The organism is Streptosporangium sp. NPDC023825 (assembly GCF_040639575.1).
Taxonomy (GTDB): domain Bacteria; phylum Actinomycetota; class Actinomycetes; order Streptosporangiales; family Streptosporangiaceae; genus Streptosporangium.
Map to the genome: position 1 here is coordinate 107,226 of NZ_JBFAAE010000018.1, position 21,775 is coordinate 129,000.

General features: G+C 71.0%; 20 protein-coding genes, 1 tRNA gene, 1 pseudogene and 2 riboswitches. Of the genes and pseudogenes, 16 read left to right on the forward strand and 6 right to left on the reverse strand.

The features are described 5' to 3' along the window. Positions 1 to 44: 44 nt before the first annotated feature. Both AB0G15_RS18375 and AB0G15_RS18380 read right to left on the reverse strand, forming a co-directional pair. Positions 45 to 797 carry a hypothetical protein gene (locus AB0G15_RS18375; protein WP_362840873.1) on the reverse strand — a complete coding sequence of 251 codons (753 nt, stop codon included), beginning with the start codon at positions 795 to 797 and terminating at the stop codon, positions 45 to 47. 214 nt (positions 798 to 1,011) lie between these two features. After that, on the reverse strand, positions 1,012 to 1,731 hold the full coding sequence (locus AB0G15_RS18380) for an FCD domain-containing protein (RefSeq protein ID WP_362840876.1): 720 nt from the start codon (positions 1,729 to 1,731) through the stop codon (positions 1,012 to 1,014). A gap of 88 nt (positions 1,732 to 1,819) precedes the next feature. Between AB0G15_RS18380 and AB0G15_RS18385 the strand changes: the two genes are divergently transcribed. From AB0G15_RS18385 to AB0G15_RS18395, 3 genes are read left to right on the forward strand one after another with little or no spacing between them, the layout of a single operon-like run. Beyond that, positions 1,820 to 3,163 (forward strand): glutamine synthetase family protein, encoded by a 1,344-nt coding sequence (locus tag AB0G15_RS18385; RefSeq protein ID WP_362840879.1) that lies wholly within the window; start codon positions 1,820 to 1,822, stop codon positions 3,161 to 3,163. A 2-nt stretch (positions 3,164 to 3,165) separates the two neighbouring features. Then, a complete protein-coding gene (locus AB0G15_RS18390; RefSeq protein WP_362840882.1) occupies positions 3,166 to 4,512 on the forward strand; it encodes an aldehyde dehydrogenase family protein in 1,347 nt (448 codons plus the stop codon). Between the two features lie 5 nt (positions 4,513 to 4,517). After that, entirely contained in the window at positions 4,518 to 5,282 is a 765-nt protein-coding gene (locus AB0G15_RS18395; protein ID WP_362840885.1) for a 3-oxoacyl-ACP reductase, read from the forward strand. A 59-nt stretch (positions 5,283 to 5,341) separates the two neighbouring features. Here the strand turns inward: AB0G15_RS18395 and AB0G15_RS18400 are convergent, their stop codons facing one another. After that, a complete protein-coding gene (locus AB0G15_RS18400) occupies positions 5,342 to 6,361 on the reverse strand; it encodes a LacI family DNA-binding transcriptional regulator (RefSeq protein WP_362840887.1) in 1,020 nt (339 codons plus the stop codon). A 351-nt stretch (positions 6,362 to 6,712) separates the two neighbouring features. On the opposite strand from AB0G15_RS18400, the gene AB0G15_RS18405 reads away from it, so the two are divergent. The 5 genes from AB0G15_RS18405 to AB0G15_RS18425 all read left to right on the forward strand — a co-directional run bounded on the left by AB0G15_RS18405 (position 6,713) and on the right by AB0G15_RS18425 (position 12,839). Next, positions 6,713 to 7,408, forward strand: a complete 696-nt coding sequence (locus tag AB0G15_RS18405) for a gamma-glutamyl-gamma-aminobutyrate hydrolase family protein (protein ID WP_362840890.1) — start codon at positions 6,713 to 6,715, stop codon at positions 7,406 to 7,408. A 105-nt stretch (positions 7,409 to 7,513) separates the two neighbouring features. Further along, a riboswitch (glycine riboswitch) is annotated at positions 7,514 to 7,612 on the forward strand. Next, a riboswitch (glycine riboswitch) is annotated at positions 7,613 to 7,707 on the forward strand. 33 nt (positions 7,708 to 7,740) lie between these two features. Further along, entirely contained in the window at positions 7,741 to 8,832 is a 1,092-nt protein-coding gene (gene gcvT / locus AB0G15_RS18410) for a glycine cleavage system aminomethyltransferase GcvT (RefSeq protein WP_362840893.1), read from the forward strand. After that, complete coding sequence (gene gcvH / locus AB0G15_RS18415) at positions 8,829 to 9,221, forward strand: glycine cleavage system protein GcvH (RefSeq protein WP_362840896.1); 393 nt, start codon at positions 8,829 to 8,831, stop codon at positions 9,219 to 9,221. The genes gcvT and gcvH overlap by 4 nt, the downstream gene beginning before the upstream one ends. A 72-nt stretch (positions 9,222 to 9,293) precedes the next feature. Further along, positions 9,294 to 10,670, forward strand: coding sequence for an L-serine ammonia-lyase (locus AB0G15_RS18420; protein WP_362680148.1), 1,377 nt, complete (start codon positions 9,294 to 9,296; stop codon positions 10,668 to 10,670). 93 nt (positions 10,671 to 10,763) lie between these two features. Beyond that, entirely contained in the window at positions 10,764 to 12,839 is a 2,076-nt protein-coding gene (locus AB0G15_RS18425) for a hypothetical protein (protein ID WP_362840899.1), read from the forward strand. 227 nt (positions 12,840 to 13,066) lie between these two features. On the opposite strand, the gene AB0G15_RS18430 is transcribed toward AB0G15_RS18425, so the two are convergent. Beyond that, entirely contained in the window at positions 13,067 to 13,726 is a 660-nt protein-coding gene (locus AB0G15_RS18430) for a DUF6286 domain-containing protein (protein ID WP_362840901.1), read from the reverse strand. A gap of 149 nt (positions 13,727 to 13,875) precedes the next feature. On the opposite strand from AB0G15_RS18430, the gene AB0G15_RS18435 reads away from it, so the two are divergent. Beyond that, the gene (locus tag AB0G15_RS18435; RefSeq protein WP_362840904.1) at positions 13,876 to 15,069 is read left to right on the forward strand and encodes an amino acid deaminase/aldolase; all 1,194 of its coding nucleotides are present in this window, start codon (positions 13,876 to 13,878) and stop codon (positions 15,067 to 15,069) included. A gap of 270 nt (positions 15,070 to 15,339) precedes the next feature. Here the strand turns inward: AB0G15_RS18435 and AB0G15_RS18440 are convergent, their stop codons facing one another. After that, positions 15,340 to 15,846: a hypothetical protein gene (locus AB0G15_RS18440; RefSeq protein ID WP_362840906.1), complete on the reverse strand. Its 507-nt coding sequence runs from the start codon at positions 15,844 to 15,846 to the stop codon at positions 15,340 to 15,342. Positions 15,847 to 15,977: 131 nt separating this feature from the next. After that, entirely contained in the window at positions 15,978 to 16,307 is a 330-nt protein-coding gene (locus AB0G15_RS18445; protein WP_362680133.1) for a DUF3618 domain-containing protein, read from the reverse strand. A 111-nt stretch (positions 16,308 to 16,418) separates the two neighbouring features. Here AB0G15_RS18445 and bcp point away from each other — a divergent pair, with 111 nt between their 5' ends. The 7 genes and pseudogenes from bcp to AB0G15_RS18480 all read left to right on the forward strand — a co-directional run bounded on the left by bcp (position 16,419) and on the right by AB0G15_RS18480 (position 21,775). After that, on the forward strand, positions 16,419 to 16,883 hold the full coding sequence (gene bcp / locus AB0G15_RS18450; RefSeq protein WP_362840908.1) for a thioredoxin-dependent thiol peroxidase: 465 nt from the start codon (positions 16,419 to 16,421) through the stop codon (positions 16,881 to 16,883). 371 nt (positions 16,884 to 17,254) lie between these two features. Continuing rightward, positions 17,255 to 17,395, forward strand: a pseudogene (locus tag AB0G15_RS18455) (HNH endonuclease); the annotation flags it as partial. 28 nt (positions 17,396 to 17,423) lie between these two features. After that, positions 17,424 to 17,496, forward strand: a tRNA-Leu gene (locus AB0G15_RS18460). A gap of 657 nt (positions 17,497 to 18,153) precedes the next feature. Continuing rightward, positions 18,154 to 19,353 (forward strand): sensor histidine kinase, encoded by a 1,200-nt coding sequence (locus AB0G15_RS18465; RefSeq protein ID WP_362840911.1) that lies wholly within the window; start codon positions 18,154 to 18,156, stop codon positions 19,351 to 19,353. Positions 19,354 to 19,376: 23 nt separating this feature from the next. Next, positions 19,377 to 20,042, forward strand: a complete 666-nt coding sequence (locus tag AB0G15_RS18470) for a response regulator transcription factor (protein WP_362840947.1) — start codon at positions 19,377 to 19,379, stop codon at positions 20,040 to 20,042. A gap of 9 nt (positions 20,043 to 20,051) precedes the next feature. Then, a complete protein-coding gene (locus AB0G15_RS18475; protein WP_362840914.1) occupies positions 20,052 to 20,609 on the forward strand; it encodes a DUF1707 domain-containing protein in 558 nt (185 codons plus the stop codon). A gap of 392 nt (positions 20,610 to 21,001) precedes the next feature. Next, entirely contained in the window at positions 21,002 to 21,775 is a 774-nt protein-coding gene (locus AB0G15_RS18480; protein ID WP_362680120.1) for an ABC transporter ATP-binding protein, read from the forward strand.

Consider the following 21,775-nt stretch of genomic DNA (forward strand, 5'->3'; position numbering starts at 1 on the left):
CCAGTATGCCCGCCCTTCGCCCGAGGTCCACGGGGCGCGCGGGCTCAGCGGCGGGAACGGCGGCGGGTGGAGGGAAGATCGTGGCGGCCGGAGAGGAACTCCTGGAAGGCGATCTTGCCGCGGATCACCGGGCGGCGCCAGCGCTCCTCGCGGCCCTCGGCCCTGGCCATCTTGCGGGGCTGCGGGCGCCGGGAGTCCGGCGCGAAGAACCAGTGTGCCCAGGGTGATCCCGGGCGGGCCAGCCGTACCGCGCCGGGCACCAGGAGGATCGGGACGAACAGTCCGGCGAGCCCCGTCCAGATCTTGCCCTTGAGCAGCGTGATCACGGCGAGCGCGAGGTTGGTCACGATGAAGCCGACCGTCAGCAACGTGCCGCGGGGTTCGCTGTCGTAGTCCTCCCAGCCGAGGGGGCGCAGGCCGAGCAGGAGCAGGGCGGTGATCGCGACGGCGATGAACACGGCGTCCACCGACGCGCGCCCCTCCTCCTCCCAGTAGACGTCGTGCAGGTGCAGGATCAGCGCGAACTCGTCCAGGATCAAGGCGGCTCCGGCGCCGAAGACGGCGGCCGTCACCGCGTACCAGCCCTCGGAGACGCCCGAGACGACGAGACCGGACACCCCGCCGAGCAGGGTCAGCACCACCCCGAAGACCACGTGGTGGATGTGCATCTCACCGACGTTGACGTTGCCGAACCAGCCGATCTTGGCCCGGATGAGCCGGACGTTGATCCTGGTGAGCAGGAAGACGACGATCAGCGCGACGAAGAAACAGAACAGCGGCAGCCGTCCTGTGTCCATGATTCGCTCTCGGAACAAATCCCCCACCGTTCCCCCAGGCTATGCGAGGGAGGCCTCCGGGCAGGCACGGGAGCCCTGACGGCACGGCGGTTTCCCGGGCGCCCGCGCGAGGCACGGGCGTGTCCGTACGAGGAGCGAGGAGGCGGGACGCCCGTTCACAGGGCACAGGCGCCCGCGCGAGGCGCGCCGCACACGGCACGGGCGCCCCCGCGTGTCAGGTGAGGAACCCGCGCAGCAGCGCCGCGGTCCCCTCGAGGTGCTCGGCCACGGCGCGGCGCGCGCCCTCCGGGTCCCCGGCCAGGATGGCCGTCACGATCGCCTGGTGCTGGACCGCGGCGTGCTCGATGTTGCGCTGGAGCACCGGGATGGCGTTGAGCAGGTCGGTGACCCGGAGCCTGGCGTCGGCGCAGGCCCCGGCGAGCAGGGCGGAGCCGGTCAGCTCGGCGATGGCGAGGTGGAAGGCCGTGTCGAGGCGGCGGTAGTCGTCGGGCCCGGCCGAGTTGACCTCGCGCAGCCTCTCCCGCAGGGCCTCGCGCCGCTCCCCGGTCAGCGGGGTGGTGGCGAGCACCTGGGCCGCGCCGCACTCGACCGCCATCCTGAAGGTGAGCGCGTCGGACAGGTCGTCGGTGCCCATGTCGACCACGGCCCTGCGCAGGTCGTCCCGGTGCGGGCGGGGCGGGGTGTAGGTGAGGAAGGCGCCGCCGTACCGGCCGCGGCGCACCTCCAGGTAGCCCGCGTCCTGCAGCTCGCGGATGGCCTCGCGCAGGGTGACCCTGCTGATGCCGAGCTGGGCCGCGAGCTCCCGCTCGGGCGGCAGCTTCTCGGCCACCAGCCCCAGTTTGATCACCTGGAGCAGGCGTTCCACGGTCTCCTCGAACGCGTTGCCCGCGCGCACCGGCCGCAGCACGGCGGCCAATCGCGACACCTCGTCCAATTGTCCCCTCCAGCCCTTGACAAGGCTCCCCCCGCTACACGTCAATGGTCTGACACTAGCCCAATAGGACCCCCGACGAGGAGGGCATGTGGACGTCACCGAGCTCCACGACGAGGTGCGGGCAGGGCGGATCGACACCGTGCTGCTGGCGGTCGTCGACATGCAGGGGCGCCTCCAGGGGAAACGCCTGTCGGGGCGCTACTTCCTGGAGGAGGTGCTGCGGCACGCCTCCGAGGGCTGCAACTACCTGCTCGCGGTGGACGTCGACATGAACACGGTCGACGGGTACGCCATGTCGTCCTGGGAGCACGGATACGGCGATTTTGTTATGAAGCCTGATATATCCACTTTGCGCCGCGTGCCGTGGCAGGAGGGGACGGCCCTGGTGATGGCCGACCTGGTCTGGGAGGACGGCTCCGACGTGACCGCCTCGCCGCGCCAGATCCTGCGCCGGCAGCTCGCCAGGCTGGACGAGCGGGGCTGGGGCGCCTTCGTCGGGACCGAGCTGGAGTTCGTCGTCTTCGACGACACCTACGAGGACGCCTGGCGCCGCGGCTACCGCGACCTGACGCCCGCCAACCTCTACAACGTCGACTACTCCCTCCTCGGCACCGCCCGGGTCGAGCCGCTGCTGCGCAGGATCAGGCTCGGCATGGAGGGCGCGGGCATGTACGTCGAGTCGGCCAAGGGCGAGTGCAACCTGGGCCAGCACGAGATCGCCTTCCGCTTCGGCGAGGCCCTGTCCAGCTGCGACAACCACTCGATCTACAAGAACGGCGCCAAGGAGATCGCCTCCCAGGAGGGCATGGCGATCACCTTCATGGCCAAGCCGAACCAGCGCGAGGGCAACTCCTGCCACATCCACATCTCGCTGCGGGACGCGGACGGGGAGCCGGTCATGGCCGGTTCCGGGCCGCACGGCCTGTCGGCGGCAGGAGAGCACTTCATCGCCGGCCAGATCGCCCTGATGCGCGAGCTGACCCTGCTGTACGCGCCGAACGTCAACTCCTACAAGCGGTACGTGCCGGGCAGCTTCGCCCCCACCGCGGTCAAGTGGGGCGTGGACAACAGGACGTGCGCGCTGCGCCTGGTCGGCCACGGCCCCTCGCTGCGGATCGAGAACCGGGTGCCCGGCGGCGACGTCAACCCCTACCTGGCGGTCTCGGGGCTGATCGCGGCCGGGCTGCACGGCATCGAGAACGAGCTGCCGCTTGAGGACGCGTTCACGGGGAACGCCTACTCGTCGGGCGCGGAGACCGTGCCGAGCACGCTGCGGGACGCGCTGGAACTCTGGGAGGGCTCCGCGTTCGCGACGGCCGCCTTCGGTGGGGACGTCGTGGCGCACTACGCGAACAACGCCCGGGTCGAGCTGGCCGCCTTCGACGCGGCGGTGACCGACTGGGAGCTTTTCCGGGGATTCGAACGGATGTGAACATGAAGATCATCAACCCGGCGACGGAAGAGGTCGTCGCCGAGGTCGAGATGGCGGACGCCGCCGAGACCGACCGGGCCGTGGAGCGTGCCGGGCGGGCCTTCGCGACCTGGCGGAACGTCGGCCCGGGAGACCGGGCCCGGCTGCTGCGCCGTTTCGCCTCGCTGGTGCGCGAGCACGCCGAGGAACTGGCCCTGCTGGAGGTCGCCAACTCCGGGCACACGATCGGCAACGCCCGCTGGGAGGCGGGCAACGTCGCCGACGTGCTCGACTTCTACGCGGGGGCGCCCGAGCGCAACCACGGCCTGCAGATCCCGGTGCCCGGCGGGCTGGACGTCACCTTCAGGGAGCCGCTGGGCGTCGTCGGCGTGATCGTGCCGTGGAACTTCCCGATGGTCATCATGACCTGGGGGCTGGCGCCGGCGCTGGCCGCGGGCAACACCGTGATCGTCAAGCCCGCCGAGTGGACGCCGCTCACCGCGCTGCGGGTGGCCGAGCTGGCCCTGGCCGCCGGCCTGCCCGAGGGGGTGTTCCAGGTCCTGCCCGGGGCCGGGGAGGTGGCGGGCGCCCGGCTGGTCGAGCACCCCGGCGTGGCGAAGATCGTGTTCACCGGTTCGACCGAGGTGGGCAAGGAGATCGCCGCCACCTGCGCCGGGCAGGTCAAGCGGCTCACCCTGGAGCTGGGCGGCAAGAGCGCCAACGTGGTCTTCGCCGACGCCGACCTGGGCAGGGCGGCGGCGACCGCGCCGTACGCGGTGTTCGACAACTCGGGCCAGGACTGCTGCGCGCGCTCGCGGATCCTGGTCGAGCGCTCGGTCCACGACGAGTTCCTGGCCCGGTTCGGGGAGGCGGTGCTGGGTGTCAGGGTCGGCGACCCCCGTGACGAGGCCACCGAGATGGGCCCGCTGATCAGCGCCGAGCACCGGGACCGGGTCGCCTCCTTCGTCACCGGACCGCCCCACCTTCAGGGCGCGTGCCCGCCGGGGCCGGGGTTCTGGTTCCCCCCGACGGTCCTGACGCCCGCTTCGGCGGATGACCGGGCGTTCACCGAGGAGATCTTCGGCCCCGTGGTGTCGGTGGTGCCGTTCGACGACGAGGCGGACGCCGTGCGGATCGCCAACGACACCCCGTACGGTCTGAGCGGGTCGATCTGGACCCGAGACGTCGGCCGGGCGCTGCGGGTGGCCAGGGCGGTCGAGGCGGGCAACCTCAGCGTCAACTCCCATTCGAGCGTCCGTTACTGGACCCCGTTCGGCGGTTTCAAGCAGTCGGGCCTCGGCCGCGAGCTGGGCCCCGATGCCCTGTCAGCGTTCACCGAGATCAAGAACGTCTTCATTTCCGAGGAGTAGTAGCGATGCTGCGTTTGCAGGACCGGGTCGCCGTCATCACCGGCGCCGGAAGCGGGATCGGCCTGGCCACCGCGCGCCGGTTCGCCGAGGAGGGCGCCCGCGTCGTGTGCGTGGACCTGGACGAGACGACCGGTTCCAAGGTCGCCGACGAGGTCGGCGGGCTGTTCGTGCGGGCCGACGTGACCAGCGAGGACGACGTCGCCCGCGCGTTCCAGGCCGCGTTCGACACCTACGGCAGCGTGGACGTCGCGTTCAACAACGCGGGCATCTCGCCGCCGGACGACGACTCGATCCTGGAGACCGGCATCGACGCCTGGCGCCGGGTCCAGGAGGTCAACCTCACCTCGGTCTACCTGTGCTGCAAGCACGCCATCCCGTACATGCGGCGGCAGGGCAAGGGGTCGATCATCAACACGGCGTCGTTCGTGGCCGTGATGGGGTCGGCGACCAGCCAGATCTCCTACACCGCGTCCAAGGGCGGGGTGCTGGCCATGTCGCGCGAGCTGGGCGTGCAGTTCGCCCGGGAGGGCATCCGGGTGAACGCCCTGTGCCCGGGGCCGGTGAACACGCCGCTGCTGCAGGAGCTGTTCGCCAAGGACCCCGAGCGGGCGCAGCGCCGCCTGGTGCACATCCCGGTAGGCCGGTTCGCCGAGGCGTCGGAGATCGCCGCCGCGGTGGCGTTCCTCGCCTCGGACGACGCCAGCTTCATCACCGGCTCGGAGTTCCTCGTGGACGGCGGCATCTCCGGCGCGTACGTCACCCCGTTCTGACATCCGTCACCGGCGTCCCGGCACGCCTCACGCCGTACGTCACCCCGTTCTGACACCCGTCACCGGCGTCCCGGCACACCCGTGCTGCCCCGCGGCGTGAGCCGGGCCGTCTCGGTCTGGACGCCGGTGACGTGCTCGCCGGCGATCAGCGCCAGCAGGCTCCGCGCGGCCTGGGCCCCGGAGTGGGGGATGTCCCGGCCCAGAGCGGTCAGGGCCGGTCGCACCACCTGGGAGAGGGGCGAGTCGTCCCAGGCCACGAGGGACAGGTCCGCGGGCACCTCCAGCCGCATCTCCTGCGCGACCGAAAGCCCGGCGACGGCCATGATGTCGTTGTCGTAGACGATCGCCGTCGGCCGGTTCGCGCCGCTGACCAGCCGCCGCGTGGCCCGCGCGCCCTCCTCGCCGGTGTAGTCCGTGTGCACGACGGTGTGACCGGCCAGGCCGAGCCCGTCGCACGCGGCGGTGAAGGCCCGGTCACGCAGGACGGTGTGCACCAGCGCGGGCAGCCCGGCGACCCTGGCGATCCGGCGGTGGCCGAGGGCGGCGAGATACTCCACCGTCTCCCGCATGGCCGCGCCGTCGTCGGACCAGACGGCGGCGAGCGAGCCCGCCTCCGACGGATGGCCGATCACCACGGCCGGCAGGTCCAGCTCCCCGATCTCGGGGATGCGCGGGTCGTCGAAGTGCAGATCGACCAGGATGACGCCGTCGACGCGGCCCTCCCCCCACCACCTGCGGTAGACCTCCGCCTCCTGCGCGTGGCCGGTCACCGTCTGCAGGAGCAGGGCGTAGGAGCGGGCCGACAGCTCGCTCTCGATGCCGCTGATCAGCTCCATGAAGAACGGTTCCATCCCCAGGACCCGCGCCGGGCGGCACACGGTCAGGCCGACGGCGCGGGCCCGTGCCCCGTTGAGCGCGCGCGCCGCGCTGTTGGGCTGCCAGCCGATCTCCCTGGCGATGGCCTTGATGGTGTTCCTTCTCGCCTCCGACACGCCCGGCCGGTCGTTCAGCGCGTAGGAGACCGCGACCTTGGACACCCCCGCGCGACGAGCGATGTCGGCGATCGTCGGTCGCTTCACGAGACCCCCACCTGAACCGGTTATTCGACGTGTTTCCGCTGCGCACCCTACTATGCCCGTCTCGATCTCCGACGCTCCCCCCGGCGGCCCGTGACCCGCGGTGATCACTGGATCACGGCGGAACGCCCGCACACGGGGCGACAGCGGCAGCGGTGAGGCCGCCGCGTCCTCGGCGGCGGATTCGCTTAACCACTTAACCCCCGCCGCCCGCCGCGGTCCCGCCCGCTCCCCGGCGGCACCCGGCGGCACCCCGCCGCCACCGGACCCGTCGGGGCCGGTAACGTGCGGGAGGGCGCCGGGATGGGCACACGGTGCCGGGACCTCGGTGCAAGCGCGGCGAAACAGGAGATCATGTCCCGTCCCGTCATCGGCATCACCTGCTACGTCGAACCCGCGCGCTTCACCGTCTGGGAGACGACCACCGCGCTCCTGCCGTACGACTACGTCGACCACGTGGCCCGCGCGGGCGGGCAGCCGGTGATCCTGCCCCCGGCGGGCGACCCCGCGACCCTGGCAGGACGCCTGGACGGGCTGATCCTGGCCGGAGGCGGGGACGTCGGCCCGGAGCGGTACGGGCAGGAGCCGCACGAGCGGACCGGCCACGTCCGGCCGTTCCGCGACGACGCGGAGCTGGGGCTGGTCCGGGCGGCGCTGGAGCGGGGCCTGCCCTTCCTGGGCGTCTGCCGGGGCATGCAGGTCCTGAACGTCTCGCTGGGCGGCACCCTGCACCAGCACCTGCCCGACGTGGTCGGCCACCCGGGGCACGCCCCGGCTCCCGGCCGTTACGGCAGGATGCCGGTGTGGCTCGCCCCCGGCAGCCGGACCTCGAAGATCTTCGGGACCGAGACCGTGGACGTGGCCCACTACCACCACCAGGCCCTCGACCGGCTCGCCGCGGGCCTGAGCGTGACCGCCCACGCCGAGGACGGCACGATCGAGGCCGTGGAGGTGGACGACCACCCCTTCGCCGTCGCCGTCCAGTGGCACCCCGAGACCGACGACGAGTCGGCCCTGTTCGAGGCGCTGGTACGCCACGCCACCCCCTGACCGGCGCGGATCGGGGCGGCGCGGGGATTTCGCCCGGCCTGTTCGGGGCGGCGAGGGGATTTCGCTCGGCCGGTTCGGGCGGTTAGGCTGGCCGCTGACACCGATGAATCCCGTGCGGGAGAGCGTCCTGACACCCAGGCCAGGACCCCTGAAGGAGCAAGCCCTCCCCGCGAACCTCTCAAGGCAAAGGACCGTGCGGGTAGGTGCCCTCTGGAAAGCAGGTCCCACGGCCTCGCCGAAGGTGAAAGTCCGGTAAAACCCGGATGAAACTCTCAGGCACCGACGACAGAGGGGGAGGATGCTCTCATCTGTCCCTTGTCTGAGGTGCGCACATGTCCCGACCTACGCCGCTGCGCGGCGTGCACGAGTCCCTCGGCGCGACGCTGACCGACTTCGCGGGCTGGCTGATGCCGCTCCGCTACGGCAGCGAGTCGGCCGAGCACAACGCGGTCCGCCAGGCGGCCGGCCTGTTCGACCTCTCCCACATGGGCGAGATCTTCGTGACCGGGCCGCAGGCCGCCGAGGCCCTCGACCACGCGCTGGTCGGCCACCTGTCCGCGCTGGAGCCCGGCCGCGCCCGCTACACGATGATCGTCGACGCCGAGGGCGGCGTGCTGGACGACCTGATCGTCTACCGGCTCGCCCCCGCCGAGTTCATGGTCGTCGCCAACGCCTCCAACTACCCGCGGGTGGCCGCCGAGCTGACCGGCCGCGCCAAGGGCTTCGACGCCGCGGTGGACGACCGCTCCGAGCGGTACGCGCTGGTCGCGATCCAGGGCCCGCGCTCCGCGGAGATCCTGGGCACGCTCACCGACGCCGACCTCGACGGGCTCAAGTACTACGCCGGCCTGCCCGCCGTCGTCGCGGGCCGCGAGGCCCTCATCGCCCGTACCGGATACACCGGCGAGGACGGCTTCGAGCTGTTCGTCTCGGCCGAGGACGCGGAGCCGGTCTGGGCCGCCCTCACCGAGGCGGGCGCGCCGCACGGCCTGGTCCCCGCGGGCCTGTCCGCCCGCGACACCCTCCGTCTGGAGGCCGGGATGCCGCTGTACGGCAACGAGCTGTCGGCCGACCTGACCCCGTTCGACGCCGGGCTGGGCCGTGTGGTGAGGTTTGACAAGCCGGGCGACTTCGTCGGCCGGGCCGCCCTCGAATCACGCAAGGACGTCCCGCCGTCCCGCCGCCTGGTCGGTCTGATCGCGACCGGCCGCAGGGTGCCCCGGCACGGGTATCCGGTGGTGGTCGCAGGCGACGGCACGGTCGTCGGCGAGGTCACCAGCGGGGCGCCCTCCCAGTCACTGGGCAGGCCCATCGCCATGGCCTACGTGGACAACGGCCTGTCGTCGGGACTGGCCGTGGACATCAGGGGCAGCCACGAGCCGGTCGAGGTCGTCGCACTGCCTTTCTACAGGAGGAAAAAATGAGCAGCATTCCCGAGGAACTGCACTACACCAAGGAACACGAGTGGATCTCCGGCATCGATGACGGCCTGACCCTCACCGTCGGCATCACCGCCTACGCCGCCGAGGCGCTGGGCGACGTGGTCTTCGTGCAGATCCTCCCCGAGGTCGGTTCGACGATCGCCGCCGGCGACGCGGTCGGCGAGGTCGAGTCGACCAAGTCGGTGAGCGACATCTTCGCGCCGGTCTCCGGCGAGGTCGTCGAGGTCAACCAGACCGTCGTGGACGACCCCTCGCTGGTCAACGGCGACCCCTACGGCGACGGCTGGCTGTTCCGCGTACGCCTCGAGGGCTCCGCCGACGACCTGCTGTCGCCGGAGGAGTACGCCGCGCTCACCTCGGGTGAGTCCTAAGCCTCTCCCCCCTCGCGTCACGGCCACGCGCGTCCTTGGGCGCGCGTGGCCGTCCACGCTGGAAGGATTCAGATGACGATCAGCGTCTTCGATCTCTTCAAGATCGGAATCGGCCCGTCCAGCTCGCACACCGGCGGCCCGATGGCCGCCGCCCACAAGTTCGCCCGCGGCCTCCACCAGGACGGGCTCCTGGAGAAGACCGCCCGGGTGAGCGCCGTCCTGTACGGCTCGCTGGGCCTGACCGGCAAGGGTCACGGCAGCGACAAGGCCGTGCTGCTCGGCCTGTCCGGCGAGAAGCCCGAGCTGGTCGACGTCGACACGGTCGACGAGCGGCTCGCCGCCATGCGCGAGTCCGGCACCCTCTCCCTGTACGGCTCCCGCGAGATCCCCTTCGTCATCGGCGAGGACCTCGTCTTCGAACGCAAGATCTCGCTCCCCGGCCACCCCAACGGCATGCGCTTCACCGCGCTGTCCGAGTCCGGCGAGACGATCCGCGAGAAGGTCTACTACTCGGTGGGCGGCGGCTTCGTCGTCGACGAGAACGCCACCGGCGCCGACCGGATCAAACCCGACGACACCGTCCTGCCGTACCCCTTCACCACGGCCGCGGAGCTGCTCGCCCAGTGCGCGGAGACCGGGCTGTCGATCTCCGGGCTGATGCTGGAGAACGAGCGGGCGTTCGGCCGCACCGAGGCCGAGATCCGCGCCCAGCTGCTCGTCCTGTGGCAGGTCATGAGCGAGTGCGTGCGGCGCGGCATCGGCAAGGAGGGCGTGCTGCCAGGCGGCCTGAAGGTCCGCCGCCGCGCCCACCAGCTCCACCGGCAGCTGCGCAGCGAGTCGCCGGAGAAGGACTCGCTGCAGACGATGGACTGGGTCTCGCTGTTCGCCCTCGCGGTCAACGAGGAGAACGCCGCCGGAGGCCGCATCGTCACCGCGCCCACCAACGGCGCCGCGGGCATCATCCCGGCCGTGCTCACCTACTACGACCGCTTCACCAAGGACTCCGACGACGAGGGCGTGATCCGCTTCCTGCTGACCGCGGGGGCGATCGGCGTGCTGTTCAAGGAGAACGCCTCCATCTCCGGCGCCGAGGTCGGCTGCCAGGGCGAGGTCGGCTCGGCCTGCTCGATGGCCGCCGCCGGGCTCACCGAGGTGATGGGCGGCACCCCGGAGCAGGTCGAGAACGCCGCCGAGATCGGCATCGAGCACAACCTGGGGCTGACCTGCGACCCGATCGGCGGCCTGGTGCAGATCCCGTGCATCGAGCGCAACGCGGTCGCCTCCATCAAGGCCATCGCCGCCGCCAGGATCGCGATGCGCGGCGACGGCCGCCACTTCGTCTCGCTGGACAAGGCCATCAAGACGATGCGCGACACCGGCCGCGACATGCTCGACAAGTACAAGGAGACCAGCAGGGGAGGGCTCGCGGTCAACGTCATCGAGTGCTGACCGCAATCACTACCAAATTTCGCATCACGTGCAGGACCCCCCGATCCCACGCCTATGCTGGGTGGCCATGTGCGCGGGACTCGGGAGGTCGCGGTGGTAACGGGAACGCACCCGGCAAGCCGTTCCCGTCGCTCCCAGCGCCCCGAGAGACCCTCCCGCCCCCTGCGGGTGCTCCGCTTCCTCGGGTCGCACTGGCTCTTCATCACCGCCCTGCTGGCGGGCGGCGGCCTGCGGCTGCTCGCCATGCTCGGCTACCGGCCCGCCCTGTGGTTCTGGGCCGACTCCTTCGTCTACCTGAACGCGGGGCTCGCCCCCCGCCCCCTGGAGTCCCGCCCGGCGGGCTACGCGCTGTTCCTGTGGATCCTCAAGCCGCTGTCCAGCGTTCCCGCGGTGGTCGCGGTGCAGCACCTGCTCGGGCTGGCCGTGGCCGTCTGCGTCTACCTGCTGCTGCGCAGGCTGGGCGGGCTGCCGGGGTGGGGCGCGACGCTGGCCGCGCTGCCGGTGCTGCTGGACGCCTACCAGCTCCAGCTCGAACACCTCGTCATGGCGGACCTGCTCTTCCAGTTCCTGGCGGTGCTGGCGGTCACGCTGCTGCTGTGGCGGCGGCGCCCCGCGGTGTGGGTCGCGGCACTGGCCGGAGCGCTGCTGGCCGCGGCGACCGTCACCCGCACGATCGGGCTGCCGCTGATCGCCGTGGCGCTGGTCTGCATGCTGATCCGCCGGGCCGGATGGCGGGCCGTCGTCGCCGCGACGCTGGCCGCCGCGATCGGTCTGGGCTCGTACGCGGCCTGGTTCAGGACCGAGCACGGCAGCTTCGGGCTGACCAGGGGGAACGCCTTCCTCTGGGCGCGGACGATGACCTTCGCCGACTGCGCCAGGATCCACCCGGCCGGCCCCGAGGCGGCCCTGTGCCCCGTCGAGCCGCTCGGGCAGCGCCCGGCGCCGCCGGTCTACATCTGGGACGGCGACTCGCCGCTGAACAAGGTCAAGGGCAGCTGGGCGGAGCGCGACGCGCTCGCGGGCGCCTTCGCCACCCAGGCGATCATGGCCCAGCCGTTCGACTTCCTGCGGGCGGGCCTGGACGACGCGGCCCACATCTTCGACTGGACGCGGCGCGTCTACCCGGCTCCCGGGCCGCAGAGCGCCTACGTCTTCCCCGAGTCCGTGCGGCCCTTCTCCTCGGGGGTCGCCTCGCAGGGAAAGACCGCCGAGCAGCTGACCGTCGCCTACCAGGGCTCGTCGGGGGCGCCGGTGACGGTCGAGCCGTACGCGGGCTGGCTGCGCGGCTACCAGGAGTACGGCTTCGTGCGAGGCCCGTACCTCGCGGTGATCCTGCTGGTCGGCCTGGTCGGGGTGCTGATGCGGCTGCGGCGGCTCGGCGGCGCGGTGCTGCTGCCCTGGGCGGCGGGGACCATGCTGCTGGTCCTGCCGCCCTTCATCGCGGCCTTCGACCACCGCTACGTCATCCCCGCCCTCCCGCTGGTCTGCCTCGCCGCCGGACTGGCCTTCGGGGCCAGGCACGACAGGCACGAGGAGAACGCGCCCGGGCCGACGGCCGGGGAACCGGACGGGAAACCGCCGTACGAGGACCCGGACGACGAGGACCCGTCGTACCGCACGACGGCCGAACGGCCGGTGTACGCGAGCCCCGTCGGGGAATCGGGGTACGGGCCGGGCTCGTACGACGGGCAGGCGCACCGGGGCGGCGCGTACGGAGACACCGCGTACGGTGACACGACGGAGCCGCCGGCGTACGGCACGGCGGGCGAGCGAGCCGCGTACGGCGTCACCGGCGAGCGGCCGGTGTACGGCATGACGGGCGAATGGCCGGTGCTGGGAGGGGCGGGCGAGCGACCCGCGTACGGCGCGACGGGCGAGCGGCCGGTGTCCGGAGGGTCAGCGGCGGCGGACGTGCAGGCGAACCATCACGCCGAGTTCTACCTCCCCGAGCGCCCGTCGGACCTTCCCCACCGCGTCCCTGTTCAGCCGGGCCACGAGTTTGCCGACATCGGTCGCGGGCGCGCAGCCCACCCCGATGCGCAGCCGCTCGTGCCGTATGTACCTGACGCGGACGCGGGTGAGCCCTTCGACTTCTTTAAGGGCAACCCCGAGCATGGCGGTCCCCGTCCCGGACCGCCTGCCCCACCGTCCCCATCCCAGGGCGTGTAGCAGCCACCGCACCGCCAGGAGGGCCAGCGCCACCAGCAGCAGCGCCACCAGCCAGCCCAGCCACGGATGCGCGGCCAGCCAGCCGGGGAACCCCTTGCGCACGAGCCTGGCTCCGGGCGAGTGGCCGGGGATGTCACCGCGTCCCCGCAGGAAGGCGTAGAGCCCCGCGCACACCAGCACCGTCCCGGTGACGGCCAGACCGATCCGGTTGCCCAGGTAGGGCCTCATCACGCCTTCTTCCTGCGCAACCGTACGACGACGTCACCCGCGCACATCGCGCCCAGCCCGGACAGCCGGTCACCCACCGCCGCGCCCACCCGGCGCAGCACGGGCCCGGTCCGTTCGGCGTCGGTGAACACGGTGACCTCGACGACCCGCGACGTGAGCCGGACCCGGGCGCCGTTCACCTCGTCCACCGCCTCGGCGGCCTCCCGGAGCGTGCGGCGGAGCCCGGACCTGGTGATGCCGATCACCATGTGCGGGTCCCCCGACTCCAGCGGCACCAGCCGGGTCCGGCCCGGCAGCGCGGCGAGCGCGAGCATCACCAGGCCCGCCGCCATGGCGAGCGTCGACGCGGCGAACGTGGCCGGATCCGACCAGTTCCACGCGCCGGCCCCGTTGACGAGCCGCCGGTAGGGCACCCTCGCGACCGGCGACTCCATGAGCAGGCCCACCGTCACCGAGGCCGAGACCACCAGTACGGCGGACACCGTCAGGGCCGCGGGGACACCGGCGGGGCTCCTGCCCGGCCGCAGCAACCGCACCGACCTGCGCCGGACGTCCTGGAACTGCTCGGCCGCCGCCTTGCCTCCCGAGCCTCCGGCGGTGGTCCCCGCGCCGCCGGTGCCTCCCGAGCCCGCCAGGATGTCCTGGAGAGTAGTCGTCATTCGGTCATGTGTACGCGTTCGGGCAGGAGCGGGCCGGGGATCAACCGCCCACTTACGCGATCTTGAGGCCCTCCTGGCGGGAGCATTGACCACCCCTCCGACAACATGAATATCGCTCACATTCGTTGGGGCCGGGTTATCCTGCGAACATGGACGACCGCCAGCGCTACGACCGGGCCACAGCGCACCTGGATCCCCCCTTCGCCGTCCTCGACCTGCCCGCCCTGCGCGCCAACGCCGAGGGAATGGTCCGTCGGGCCGGGGGCAAGCCGATCAGGGTCGCCAGCAAGTCCGTCAGGTCCCGGGCCGTACTCGAACGCATCCTCGCCATGGACGGCTTCACCGGCATCATGGCCTTCACCCTCCCCGAGGCCCTCTGGCTCGTCTCCACCGGGATGCGGGACGTGCTGGTGGCGTACCCCACCGTCGACCGCGCCGCGCTCGCCGAGCTGGCCGCCGGCCCGGACGCGGCACGAGAGATCACGATCATGGTGGACCACGCCGAACACCTGGACCTCATCGAGTCCGCCGTCTCCGGCGTCCGCGACCGCCACGAGATCCGGCTCTGCCTGGACGTCGACGCGGGCTACCTCGCCTTCGGCGGCCGGTTCAGGGCGGGGGTCCGCCGCTCCCCCATCCGCGAGATCGGCCAGGCCGCCGACCTGGCCACCGAGATCGCGAAACGGCCCGGATTCCGGCTCGTGGGCCTGATGGCTTACGAGGCGCAGATCGCCGGAGTCGGCGACGACCCGCCGGGCAATCCCGTACTGACCCGGGCCGTCCGCCTGATGCAGGCCCGGTCCCGGCGCGAGCTGATCACGCGCAGGGGCCGGATCGTCCAGGCCGTCCGCCAGATCGCCGACCTGGAGTTCGTCAACGGCGGCGGCACCGGCAGCATCGAGAAGACCGCCAAGGAGAGGGCCGTCACCGAGATCGCCGCCGGATCCGGCTTCTTCCACCCCCGCCTGTTCGACTTCTACCGGGGATTCACCGGCCGGCCCGCCGCCCTGTTCGCCCTGCCCGTCGTACGCCGCCCCGCCCCCGGCGTCGTCACCGTCCTCGGCGGCGGCTACCCCGCCTCCGGCGCCCCCGGCGACAACCGCCTGCCCCAGCCCTACCTGCCGTGCGGGCTGCGCTACGACGCCGACGAGGGCGCCGGAGAGGTGCAGACCCCCCTCATCGGGCAGGCCGCCGAGGACCTGCGCGCCGGCGACCGGGTCTGGTTCCGGCACGCCAAGGCGGGTGAGCTCTGCGAGCGCTTCGCGAGCCTGCACCTGATCGACGGGGACGAGGTCGTGGACGAGGTTCCCACCTACCGGGGCGAGGGCCGCACCTTCCTCTGACCTCTCGCCCCTGTCTCCTCCCCCGGATCCGTGGCCGGGATCGGCTGGAACTCCGGCAGAGCGGCGTCCCCTCCGAACCCGGCGGCGTCCCCTTCGAACCCGGCACCGTCCGGAACACGGGAGCGGACCCCGGCACGAGGAACGGGCACCCGCCGCTCCGGCGGGTGCCCGTTCCTCGTGCCTGTCACATCTCGGCCTCTCCCCGGGCACCACGGCCCCCGGTGCTCCGCGCCCGGAGAGACCGTGCCCGCGAGGAACCTCCGGGGGATCTCAGAAGCCCAGGTCGAGCTCTTCCCACCTGCTGCACCTGTGGGTCGACCAGCTCCGGTACTTGACCTGGCAGGTCTTGACCCGCACCTCGCTGACGTCGTGCGCCGTGACACGGAAGCGCTTGGTGTCGTCGTAGCTGCACAGCCTGTCGCGCTTGGCGACGTCCCAGTCCTCGTCGCCGGACGAGACGACCTGGACCTCGACGTAGGCGCAGCGACCGCCCTGGCGGAAGGTACGCCTGTCACCGTCGTACAGCTCGCCCCGCAGCCTGAACGTGTTGTCGTCCTCCTCGTCGCCCCTGACCGAGTACCTGGCCTCCAGCGTGGCCAGGCCGTTCCTGGACTCCTGCTCGAAGCTGTCGTCGACGTCACGCGACGAGGACGACGAGGACACAGCGGACGCGGACGAGGCGGACGCCGGTGTCGCGGCGAAGGCGGCCGGAGCCGCCGTCAGCATGAGGCCCGTGGTCGCCACCACCGCGATCGCGGCGCGAATGATGTTTTTCATGGATTTACCCCTCCCTTTCACCTACCCGCGATGTTCCGCGAGCGGGAAAAAGGTCACATGAGTAAACCCCTACTCAATTCGGGGCCGCCGACCGGTCGCCGGCGACGCCGGAACCCCCCGGTCAGCGACGGTCAGCGACGCCGGCGCCGCCACAGCACGACCACCGCGCCGAGCGCCAGCACCGCCCCCACCCCGATCAGGATCGGCGCCAGGTCCGGCCGGTCGTCCGCCCACAGATCCTCGGGCTCGCCGGCGAGCTTGACCGGCTTCGGTCCCGCCACGCCCACCATGTCACCGACCTGGGCGACGAGATGCTCCGCGTTCGCCCTGACCTTGGCCACACCGCGTGCCGCGACCCGCTTGGGGCTCACCCGGTCCGCGATGGCGTCCACCGTCTGAGCCAACTCCGCGCGCGTGCGCTCGATCTGCCGCTCCAACTCCGCGGGATCGGTGTCCGCCATGGCGCTCCTCCCCTACTCCTTGACATTGATCAGTCTGTCAGGTCCTGCCCGCCCACGGCACTTCGGACAGGCCGGTAAGTTGACCGGGGAACCATTCCTCGGAGGAACACCATGAAACTCGAGCCGGGCGACGCCGCCCCGGACTTCACGCTTCCCGCCGCCGACGGCACCACCGTGTCGCTGGAGACACACCGCGGTCGGCGCGTCATCCTCTACTTCTATCCCGCCGCGATGACCCCGGGCTGCACCAAGCAGGCCTGCGACTTCCGCGACAGCCTCGCCTCGCTGACCGCGGCCGGATTCGCCGTGCTCGGCGTCTCGAAGGACACCCCGGCCAAACTCGCCAAGTTCGCCGAACACGACGCCCTGACCTTCCCGCTCCTGTCCGACCCCTCCCTCGAGGTCCACAAGGCCTACGACGCGTACGGGGAGAAGACGATGTACGGCAGGACGACCGTCGGGGTCATCCGCTCCACCTTCGTCATCGACGCCGACGGAAAGATCGAGAAGGCTCTCTACAACGTGAAGGCGACCGGCCACGTGGCCCGCCTCCGCCGCGAACTCGGCCTCGACTAAAACCCGTTTTTCACCATTTGATACGACGTGAGCATGCCCCAAGAATTGCCAGTCCCATTGCCTAGGCTTGGGGCGTGCCCATCAAATACAAATACACCCCCGAAATGCTGGCGGAGGCCGCGGCCCACTCCCTCAGCATCGCCGACGTCCTCCGCCGCCTCGGCATCACCATCGCGGGCGGCAACCATGCCCATATCAGCCGCCAGCTGAAGCGCTTCGGAATCGACACGTCGCACTTTCGCAGGGTCTCCCCCAACAGAGGGAAGCCCTCACCACGACGCAGTCGCCCGGAACAGGTTCTCGCCATACGGCCGGAAGGCAGCCCGCGCCCGGACCCCGGGCAGCTCAGGCGCATCTTGATCGAGATCGGGATGCCTTACCGCTGCGCGGGATGTAGGATCGAGGGCGTCTGGCAAGGTCGCTCATTGACGCTGCACGTTGACCACATCAATGGCAACTGGCTGGACAACAGAAAAGAAAACCTGCGATTCCTCTGTCCCAATTGCCATTCACAGACAGAGAATTTTGCAGGAAAGAATAGGGGTCGTAGCCCAACGGCAGAGGCGGCGATTTTAGGTGTCGTACAGAGCGGGTTCGAATCCCGTCGACCCCACAAAACAATTCAAAATCGCCCGGTCGACATGAAGTCGGTAGACACCGCCGTAACGATATCGGTCCAGGATTCATTCTTCATAGAATACTGTCGAAGTGAAAAACGCTTCGCGTCGAGATCCGCGGTCATACGCAGGGCCATTCAATTGCTGCGCGAGTCCGTTCTCGAGGAGGAGCGCGCCGCCGCGTCCGTCGAGATGGGCGAGAGCGGTGACATGGGTTCGCCTGGCCGCGCTGTGCGGGGCGGCTCCGGCGAGTGGCCCGCGTAGGGTCCGGTCTCGTCGGGGATGGCGCGAGGTCCGCCGCCGAGCGGGAAAACCTTTGTGAATCAGCTCCGGTGATCGGGCGAGGTCGCCGGAACACCCGAGGGGCGGGGCGGCGGCCGTCCGGCATGTGGGCCACCCGGCGCGGCAGGGGAAAACGTCAGGTCGCGCGGCCCGTTCCGTGGCCGCGCGACCTGTCGTCGTTGTGATTGATCACCACAAACTATCTCCCTTTACTCACCCCAGAGGGCGCTCCCGGAAACCATGGTGTCCCAGAGGCCGTAAAGGCCGCGTAAGCCGTGCCGGATGTCCGACCCGGTGTGCGACCTGAGTCGTACATCGGGTTCCCCCTTGAGGGGGAAGGTCACTGATCTGCGCATACGTATCGTGGTGATGTGTTCGGCAGACTGCGCGCCTGGAGCGGGCGCCATCCCAGGATCACGGACGCCCTGTGGCTGACTCCGTTCCTGCTGGTCTCGCTGCTCAACCTCTGGACCGTCGGGGTGATCGACCTGGTGGCCTGGGGGGCGGAAAGGCTCGGGCCGTGGGGGTTCGCCGGGCTGACGCTGCTGCTGTTCGTGCCGCTGTTCTGGCTGCGCGAGCGTCCCGTGGCGGTCTTCGCGGTCATCTCGCTGGCTTCCTTCCTCCAGTGGCTTCTCGGGGTGCAGCCCCTGGTCTTCAACCTCTCCGTGCTCGTCGCCATGTACGGCGTGGCGTCGCGGCGCCCGCTGCGCTGGGCGGTGGGGGCGGGTCTGGTGGTGGAGCTGGGGTTGTTCCTGGTGTTCGGGCGGGTGCCTCGGGGGTTCGATCCGAGCGCCTTCGCCACGGCCTCGGCGTTCGCGGTCGCGATCTGGATGGCGGGGATCTACGCGAACACCCGCCGCCGTTACCTGGAGGGCCTGGAGGAGCGGGCCGAGCGGGCCGAGCGGGAGCGCGATCAGCAGGCCAGGCTGGCGGCGGCGGCGGAGCGGGCCCGGATCGCCCGTGAGCTGCACGACGTGGTGGCGCACAACGTGAGTGTGATCATCGTTCAGGCCGACGGGGCGGGGTACGCGATCGACAGTGATCCCGAGCAGGCGCGCAGGGCGATGGAGGCGGTCTCGGCCACGGGCCGCAGGGCGCTGGCGGAGATGCGGCGGATGGTGGGCGTGTTGCGGGCCGACGGCGTCCAGGAGGAGTACGCTCCGCAGCCGAGCCTGTCGCAGCTGGACGGTCTGGTGGCGCAGGTGCGGGAGTCGGGGTTGCCGGTGGAGCTGCGGGTGTCCGGCGTTGCCCGGGAGCTTCCCGAGGGGGAGCAGCTGACGGTTTACCGGATCGTGCAGGAGGCCCTCACCAATACCCTCAAGCATGGCGGTCCGGACAGCAGGGCCACGGTCGAGATGGAGTACGGCGTGCGGGAGCTGCTCTTGCGGGTGACCGACGACGGTCGCGGGGCCGCGACGCCGGAGCGTGAGGGCGGGCACGGCCTGGTCGGCATGCGGGAGCGGGTCGCGTTGTTCGGCGGGAGTGTGGAGGCACGGCCCGTTCCTGGTGGCGGGTTCCAGGTGGTGGCGCGGTTGCCGATCGGCGACACCGGGGCGGGTCGGGCGGCTTGACGGAGCGCGCGGTGGGTGACCGGGTGATCCGGGTGATGCTGGTCGACGATCAGGAGTTGCTGCGCACCGGTTTCCGGATGGTTCTCAGTGCCCATCCCGGGATCGAGGTCGTCGCGGAGGCGGGTAACGGGGCGGCCGCGGTGGAGGCGCTGCGGACGGTCGCCGTCGACGTGGTGCTGATGGACGTGCGGATGCCGGTCATGGACGGGGTGGAGGCGACGCGGCTGATCCGTTCTGCGGCCGGCGGGCCTCGGGTGCTGATCCTGACCACGTTCGATCTGGACGAGTACGCGTTCGCGGCGTTGAAGGCGGGTGCGTCGGGGTTTCTGTTGAAGGATGTGCCGCCCGCCGATCTGGTGAGCGCGATCCAGTCGGTGCACAGCGGGGACGCGGTGGTGGCGCCGAGCACGACGCGGCGGTTGCTGGAGCGTTTCGCGGTGCATCTTCCCTCGGCGGGGGCGGCCGAGCCCGCGGTGCTGTCCGGGTTGACCGCGCGGGAGCGGGAGGTGCTGGTGCTGGTGGCCAGGGGGCTGTCGAACACGGAGATCGCCGGTCGGCTGGAGCTGGCGGAGGCGACGGTCAAGACGCATCTGGGCCGGATACTGGCAAAGTTGAGCCTGAGAGATCGGGCGCAGGTCGTCGTGTACGCCTATGAATCAGGGATCGTCACTCCGCATTCGGCCGACTAGCATGATCTTATGACGCACCCTGACGGCCGGCTTCGCGCGTCGCACGCCGACCGGGACGCGGTTATCGAGCAGCTGCGCGTGGCCGCCGGAGACGGGCGGCTCACCCTGGAGGAGCTGGAGGAGCGGATCGAGCGGACTCAGGCCGCCAGGACGTACGACGACCTGAGGGCTCTCACCGCCGACCTGCCGCAGGACAGGGTGGCGTTCGCCGTGCCGGGCGGGGGCGGGGTGCTGGAGCTGCGGACGAAGCACGGGCAGGTGCAGCAGAAGGATTACTGGGTGGTGCCCGCGCGCATCGTGGCGAGTTGCACCTCCGGCAGCGTGAAGATCGACTTCACCGAGGCGGTGTGCTCGCACCGCGAGGTGCTGCTGGAGGCGACCTGCGGGATGGGCAACATCGTGGTGATCGTGCCGCGCGGGTGGACCGTGTGGGTCGACTCGCTGACGACGAACATGGGCACGATCAGCAACAAGGCCACCGACCCGGGCCGTCCGGACGCGCCGGTGCTGCGCGTCACCGGCAAGGTCGGCATGGGCAGCCTCAAGATCAAATACCCGCGAAAGTAGCGCCGGGCGAGAGCGGGAGCCGGGAGGAACCCGCCGGAGGCCAGGCCCTGGTCGCCTCCCGCACCCGGTCCCCCGGGCACCTCGGTCGTCTCCCCGCCCTCCGGTCCTCTCCAAGCCTTCCCCCGCTCCGATCCTCTCCGGTCCTCCCCGCGCTCCGGTCCTCTCCGGTCCTCCCCGCCCTCCGGTCCTCTCCAAGCCTTCCCGCGCTCCGATCCTCTCCGGGCCGCCTCGGCCGAATGGCCGAGGCGGTGCTACGGCGGAGGTCGCGCCCGTCCTTCTCCGGGCCCCCTCCGTCGCACCGCAAGTCAGGCTTAATGCCTGATGGATCCCTCTTTCCTCATCAATAACGTTTGGTCCGTCATAACGCCATACGTTGTTGGAGGAGAGCTGCCGTGACCATCACCGGAGAGGTCGGCGCGTGGGACGACGCGCGGGGAAGCGCGGCGCCGGCCGTGACGGCCAGAGGTCTCACCAAGGTGTACGGCCGGGGGGACACCGCCGTGCACGCGCTGCGAGGGGTGGACGTCTCCTTCTCGACGGGCGCCTTCACCGCGATCATGGGTCCCTCGGGGTCGGGGAAGTCCACGCTGATGCACTGCCTGGCCGGGCTGGACACGGTGAGCGGCGGTCAGGTGCGCATCGGGGACGTGGAGCTGACCGGGCTCAACGACAGGCAGCTCACCATGCTCCGCCGCGAGCGGATCGGCTTCGTCTTCCAGGCGTTCAACCTGCTGCCGACGCTGACGGCCGAGCAGAACATCCGGCTCCCGCTGGAGATCTCCGGGCGGCTCGCCGACCCCGCGCTGTTCGACCTGGTCGTGGAGACCGTTGGCCTGCGCGACCGGCTGGGGCACCGGCCCTCGGAGCTGTCGGGCGGCCAGCAGCAGCGCGTCGCGGTCGCCCGCGCCCTGATCAGCAGACCCCAGGTCATCTTCGCCGACGAGCCCACCGGCAACCTGGACTCGCGCAGCGGCGCCGAGGTGCTCTCCTTCCTGCGGACGTCGGTGCGCGAGCTCGACCAGACGATCGTGATGGTCACCCACGACCCGGTGGCGGCCTCGTACGCCGACCGCGTGGTCTTCCTCCGTGACGGCCTGGTGGTCAGCGAGCTGACCGGGCCGACGCCGCAGTCGGTGCTGGACACGCTGATGAAGCTGGAGGCGTGA

What these genes read in the sequence shown, in the direction of transcription:
- AB0G15_RS18375 (WP_362840873.1), bottom strand. Translation starts at nt 797, where the DNA reads ATGGACACAGGACGGCTGCCGCTGTTCTGTTTCTTCGTCGCGCTGATC.
- AB0G15_RS18390 (WP_362840882.1), top strand. Translation starts at nt 3,166, where the DNA reads ATGAAGATCATCAACCCGGCGACGGAAGAGGTCGTCGCCGAGGTCGAG.
- AB0G15_RS18395 (WP_362840885.1), top strand. Translation starts at nt 4,518, where the DNA reads ATGCTGCGTTTGCAGGACCGGGTCGCCGTCATCACCGGCGCCGGAAGC.
- AB0G15_RS18405 (WP_362840890.1), top strand. Translation starts at nt 6,713, where the DNA reads ATGTCCCGTCCCGTCATCGGCATCACCTGCTACGTCGAACCCGCGCGC.
- gcvT (WP_362840893.1), top strand. Translation starts at nt 7,741, where the DNA reads ATGTCCCGACCTACGCCGCTGCGCGGCGTGCACGAGTCCCTCGGCGCG.
- gcvH (WP_362840896.1), top strand. Translation starts at nt 8,829, where the DNA reads ATGAGCAGCATTCCCGAGGAACTGCACTACACCAAGGAACACGAGTGG.
- AB0G15_RS18420 (WP_362680148.1), top strand. Translation starts at nt 9,294, where the DNA reads ATGACGATCAGCGTCTTCGATCTCTTCAAGATCGGAATCGGCCCGTCC.
- AB0G15_RS18430 (WP_362840901.1), bottom strand. Translation starts at nt 13,726, where the DNA reads ATGACGACTACTCTCCAGGACATCCTGGCGGGCTCGGGAGGCACCGGC.
- AB0G15_RS18435 (WP_362840904.1), top strand. Translation starts at nt 13,876, where the DNA reads ATGGACGACCGCCAGCGCTACGACCGGGCCACAGCGCACCTGGATCCC.
- AB0G15_RS18440 (WP_362840906.1), bottom strand. Translation starts at nt 15,846, where the DNA reads ATGAAAAACATCATTCGCGCCGCGATCGCGGTGGTGGCGACCACGGGC.
- AB0G15_RS18445 (WP_362680133.1), bottom strand. Translation starts at nt 16,307, where the DNA reads ATGGCGGACACCGATCCCGCGGAGTTGGAGCGGCAGATCGAGCGCACG.
- bcp (WP_362840908.1), top strand. Translation starts at nt 16,419, where the DNA reads ATGAAACTCGAGCCGGGCGACGCCGCCCCGGACTTCACGCTTCCCGCC.
- AB0G15_RS18475 (WP_362840914.1), top strand. Translation starts at nt 20,052, where the DNA reads ATGACGCACCCTGACGGCCGGCTTCGCGCGTCGCACGCCGACCGGGAC.